This window comes from Microcoleus sp. Pol14D4, assembly GCF_036701245.1.
In the GTDB taxonomy this organism is placed as follows: domain Bacteria; phylum Cyanobacteriota; class Cyanobacteriia; order Cyanobacteriales; family Microcoleaceae; genus Microcoleus.
Genome location: NZ_JAUBQM010000164.1, coordinates 1 through 4559 on the forward strand (window position 1 = coordinate 1; position 4559 = coordinate 4559).

Consider the following 4559-nt stretch of genomic DNA (forward strand, 5'->3'; position numbering starts at 1 on the left):
ATTTAAATGGGTTAATTGGCAAGTCGGGAAAAGCTGTCTAAGTATTTGTACTTATTGCAAAAGTGACACGCTCCCAGGAAAAAAGGAAAAAAGGAAAAACTCGCAATTCCCGCTGCTTTTTCTAGCTCAAAAACTGTTCGGAAAACTACCTCTTGGTGTTCGTCACGCAGCACAAACTCAAAGGGAATATCATCCGGCAATGAAGTCGGCAAGTATAGCCAAAAAGTCGGATGTGCGATCGCTGTCAACCCTATATTTGTAGCGGGAATCAAAGCTAAAAAGTTGTGAGGATCGCGGCTGCCTGCGTCTTTGCGATCGCCCGGTGCTCCGCGCGCGGGCGGATCGTATGCGAGTACCTGTGGCAGCAAATTCGGTTCCCCCGATGAATCAGCGAGCATCGCTGCCAATCCAGGTTGAACCATTGTTAAAGCCACAAGCACATTAAGCGCCGCCTGCTGTAGGAGCAGTTTTGTTACATTCATAAAATATCCGCCAAGTAGAGGTGTAAAATCTCAGTTCGCTCCAACTGCACCCTGAAAATAATCTTGCCAGATTTTTTATGCTAGCGTCTATAGTTTCGCGGAATTTTTTTAGTATATTTGCCTAATAAAATTCCGCGATCTATGCTCCAGCAACCTCTACATTAAAAATGAAACAACTCAACCCAAACCCATAGCATCATTTTCACATACTAATAATTTACCTTTCCCCTGATAATACCAAACATAACCCTCTCCACCGCCTTTGCCAAAATGACCTAATTTTCGATAATCTTCTTCAATCCCCTTGGTAAATCCTTTAACCAAATCGCAATCAGCTATCAAAGTTTCACCTTGTCTGAGTTCGACAACCTTACCCGGTGAATTTGTAGCTGCTACAACAGTAGCTTTTTGCTCGCGCAAAGCTGTAACAGCAATTCTCCACCTACCGTCATTAGAAGCAGCCACTTGTCGGAATTTCAGTTTTTTAGCACCGATAACTACATTGTCCGAACAAAACTGAAATATACCGTCATCAAACTCCCACTGCTCTGCATCCGAAAGCTCGATCGGCGTATAATGCAGAAAATGCCCTTTTTGTCTCGGTTCCAGTTTCACAGTACCCGTCCCTTGATATACGGGAGCGTTGTAGTCCATTTCCGTTGTCAAAGATACCCACATATCTTTCAAACGGTTATCCGTTTTATAAACACCGGAAGTTAATTTCCCCATACACCAATGCAGCGCACCTTTTTGAATGATAACTCCCGAATTGTTCAAGTTAATTTCTACTTGCTGAACGAGGGGAATATTCTTAGTGGGATGGTAAAACTTATTGGTTTCAGGATTGATGTTATTTTGGATGTACCACAAATCCGTTGGTTCCAAAACCTTGATTTCGTATTTCATAATTCACCTCGCCTATTTACGTGAAATGTGTTAAACATTTGACCCGTGATTGGGAGATTCAGCGATTCCGGACTTATCCTGTGAAATTTATCTTTTGCAGACTTCCTCTGCTACTGTTAAAGTATCTAGCTATCTTAGCAATAGCAGACAGCGCCCCTCCACAATCGTTGAGAAAAATTTATGCCTGCGATCGCACAATCTCCCAATTTACCGATTTTACAAGAAATCAACTCAGGCTTGCCCAATATTTGCGGCTCCGAAGCAGAAATTAATGTCGCAGCCAATAGCAACGAACCAATCTTTCTACCTACCACAAATCTGCACCTGGAAAATATTCAAGCCGGATTCGCCTGCGCCCTGCATATGCACCAACCCACAATTCCTGCCGGTGCAAACGGCGAACTGATCTGCAATCTCCAGCATATGTTTGAACATCCCAACCAAGGAGATAACCACAATGCCGGAGTCTTTGCTTGGTGCTATTCCCGCATGGGAGAATTCATCCCACAACTGATTGCCGAAGGCTGCAACCCGCGAATTATGCTGGACTATTCGGGCAATTTATTGTGGGGATTGCGACAAATGGGGCGCGACGATATCTTTGATAATCTCAAGCGGATTACCTGCGATCCTCAATATCAAACTCACGTAGAATGGCTGGGGACAATGTGGAGTCACGCCGTCATTCCCTCAACTCCCATTCCCGACATCAAACTCCAAATTCAAGCGTGGCAACATCATTTTGCCGCCATTTTTGGCATAGATGCCCTGAAGCGCGTCAAAGGTTTTTCGCCCCCAGAAATGCACTTTCCCAATCACCCAGATACACTTTACGAATACATCAAAGCTTTGAAAGAATGCGGCTATCGCTGGCTGATGGTGCAAGAACATTCTGTAGAAAATCCCGACGGTTCGGGATTGTCGCAAGACCAAAAATATATTCCCAACCGTTTGGTTGCCCGTAACTCTCACGGCGAAACAATCAGCATCACGGCTTTGATTAAAACTCAAGGTTCGGATACAAAGTTGGTCGGTCAAATGCAGCCGTATTACGAAGCGAAAGGACGCAATAAACAGCAAATTGGCAATGTCACAGTTCCTTCTTTAGTTACTCAGATTGCTGACGGCGAAAATGGCGGGGTGATGATGAATGAATTTCCCAGCGCTTTTGTCAAAGCTTGGCACGAAAACCGGGAACAAGGCGGGGGAAAATCCGGCGTTGTCGGTTTAAACGGCACTGAATATTTGGAGATAATTGAAGCGGCGGGCGTTAATCCTGATGATTATCCGATTTGTCAAGGGGTTAACCAGCATAAAATCTGGCAGCTAGTCGATACTGATAATGCGACGCCGGAAAAAGTGGAAAGTGCGATCGCCCAACTCAAGCAAACAGACCATAATTTTCACATGGATGGTGCTTCTTGGACTAACGATTTGAGTTGGGTGAAAGGTTACGAAAATGTCTTGGAACCGATGAATCTACTCAGCGCAGCATTCCACAAAAAATACGACCCGCTGTTGCAGCAAGATGCCGCCGTTACCAAGCAGTTTGAATACCAACAAGCTTTGCTTTACAACTTGTTGTTGCAAACAAGCTGTTTCCGCTATTGGGGACAGGGAACTTGGACTGATTACGCCCGCGAACTTTACAACCGCGGCGCTGCTTTAATGAAGTAGCAGAATTTATTGTAGGGTGTCCAGGAAACAAACTGTTTGAGCCTCCTCAAATATCAGCGCTGACGCACCCTACATCTAGAAAACTTTATTGATAAAGAGAGGACTAAAGTCCTCACTACAAACACGGACTTACCAATTACTGTCTACATTTCCTGCATCAACCGCAAATAATTTTGCCGCATCTGCGTCATATTTTCCATCATTCTATTAGCCATATCTTTCTCAACATCGCTCATTTGCTGCCAAAATAAAGCCGATCGCCTGGCCATAATTGCTTCTTCCCACAGCATCTCCAAAAGTTGCGCCGCCATTGGGTTTTCAGCATCTATAATCCCACACAATTGCTGGAAAGCCCGGTTGGCTTCGGTGTGACTACCAACATCCTGAGCCAGCGTCAGGCATTTTTTGAGTTGTACGATCGGATTTTCAGAAGAGTAAGCCATAATTTCACTGAGATAAGCGACAAAATTTACACTGATACCTTTGAGATTACTAGAGTTGTGACACAGCCGTAGAGTTCCCTACATACCAGCGCCAAGGCAAATCCATTCCTTGAGAAATCCCGATCCGCGTAGTTTGCACAAAATTTATTGTACCCTCCTCCACAGCTTGCTGAAAGTGCTCGCTCCGGTGTTCCAACCGCAGCGGTTGGCCTGCACCCAAGGGAAAACCGCTTAAAGTTCGATCGATATCCAGTACCTTACACAGTTTCCCAGGCCCGGCGGCGAGGCGCGATCGCTTTTTCTCAGGAATTGCAGCGAATTCTTTGGGAACCGCATCTACCTGCAAAGCTCGAATCAGCACAGCACTAGCAACTCCCTCTGCATCCGTCACAACATTAAAACAGTGATACATCCCGTAGATTAAGTAAACGTAGCTCATACCCGCAGGCCCGAACATCACCTCATTGCGAGAAGTGCGCTGTCGGTAAGCGTGACAAGCGGGATCTCCCGGGCCGTAAGCTTCGGTTTCGACAATCATTCCCCTAATTGTCTCGCCATCCGGAAATTGCCGAACCAGATTACAGCCCAGCAAATCTGGCGCTACGCTGGTAGATGGCCGCGCCAGCCAAAAAGATTCTACAATCTGAGTATTTGCACTCACTCAACAACAGCAGGTAAATTATGGACGTTAAGTTAGTTTTAGCAGTCTTGACAGCAGTTTTCACGGTTTGCTGTCTGTTCTTCGGCACAAAAAACGGGTTCTACGATACTGACAAGTATCACGGCAACGGTTCTGCTCACTAATTTTAGGCGTGCAGTTAGTTGCTTAAAAAACCGCTGCCTGTTTGTCAGGCAGCGGTTTTCTTTCAATTTAATAGATATAAACATTATTTGCTAGTCTTACTAAGGATGAGTTGTGCCATTTGGCATTTGAGCTTTTTGCAAGCTAGCATTCGAGAAGTCAGCGCATCCCATGCAGGGCTATTTCATTCTTGAGAGAAGGGTGATAAGCTGAAGCTATATTCCTTCAAATTGTTTTGAGTAATGACCC

The 4559-nt window shown here is 45.1% G+C and carries 6 protein-coding genes; 2 read left to right on the forward strand and 4 right to left on the reverse strand.

Going from position 1 to position 4559, the window contains the following annotated elements; genetic code table 11:
* Positions 1-11: 11 nt before the first annotated feature.
* Entirely contained in the window at positions 12-482 is a 471-nt protein-coding gene (locus QUA33_RS27655) for a DUF928 domain-containing protein (protein WP_333152907.1), read from the reverse strand.
* Positions 483-659: 177 nt separating this feature from the next.
* Positions 660-1388 carry an AIM24 family protein gene (locus tag QUA33_RS27660; RefSeq protein ID WP_333152909.1) on the reverse strand — a complete coding sequence of 243 codons (729 nt, stop codon included), beginning with the start codon at positions 1386-1388 and terminating at the stop codon, positions 660-662.
* A gap of 180 nt (positions 1389-1568) precedes the next feature.
* Here QUA33_RS27660 and QUA33_RS27665 point away from each other — a divergent pair, with 180 nt between their 5' ends.
* The gene (locus QUA33_RS27665) at positions 1569-3065 is read left to right on the forward strand and encodes a glycosyl hydrolase family 57 (RefSeq protein ID WP_333152911.1); all 1497 of its coding nucleotides are present in this window, start codon (positions 1569-1571) and stop codon (positions 3063-3065) included.
* 143 nt (positions 3066-3208) lie between these two features.
* Here QUA33_RS27665 and QUA33_RS27670 read toward each other — a convergent pair whose 3' ends face one another.
* Together QUA33_RS27670 and QUA33_RS27675 are read right to left on the reverse strand one after the other, a co-directional pair.
* Positions 3209-3508 (reverse strand): hypothetical protein, encoded by a 300-nt coding sequence (locus tag QUA33_RS27670; RefSeq protein ID WP_333050161.1) that lies wholly within the window; start codon positions 3506-3508, stop codon positions 3209-3211.
* A gap of 49 nt (positions 3509-3557) precedes the next feature.
* Positions 3558-4169 (reverse strand): DNA-3-methyladenine glycosylase, encoded by a 612-nt coding sequence (locus QUA33_RS27675; RefSeq protein ID WP_333152913.1) that lies wholly within the window; start codon positions 4167-4169, stop codon positions 3558-3560.
* 20 nt (positions 4170-4189) lie between these two features.
* Between QUA33_RS27675 and QUA33_RS27680 the strand changes: the two genes are divergently transcribed.
* On the forward strand, positions 4190-4312 hold the full coding sequence (locus tag QUA33_RS27680; protein ID WP_006633228.1) for a hypothetical protein: 123 nt from the start codon (positions 4190-4192) through the stop codon (positions 4310-4312).
* The last annotated feature ends 247 nt before the right edge of the window (positions 4313-4559 follow it).

Bases quoted from the DNA above. Each gene is read 5' to 3' on its own strand.
- QUA33_RS27665 (WP_333152911.1), top strand. From the start codon at position 1,569: ATGCCTGCGATCGCACAATCTCCCAATTTACCGATTTTACAAGAAATC.
- QUA33_RS27670 (WP_333050161.1), bottom strand. From the start codon at position 3,508: ATGGCTTACTCTTCTGAAAATCCGATCGTACAACTCAAAAAATGCCTG.
- QUA33_RS27680 (WP_006633228.1), top strand. From the start codon at position 4,190: ATGGACGTTAAGTTAGTTTTAGCAGTCTTGACAGCAGTTTTCACGGTT.
- QUA33_RS27660 (WP_333152909.1), bottom strand. From the start codon at position 1,388: ATGAAATACGAAATCAAGGTTTTGGAACCAACGGATTTGTGGTACATC.
- QUA33_RS27655 (WP_333152907.1), bottom strand. From the start codon at position 482: ATGAATGTAACAAAACTGCTCCTACAGCAGGCGGCGCTTAATGTGCTT.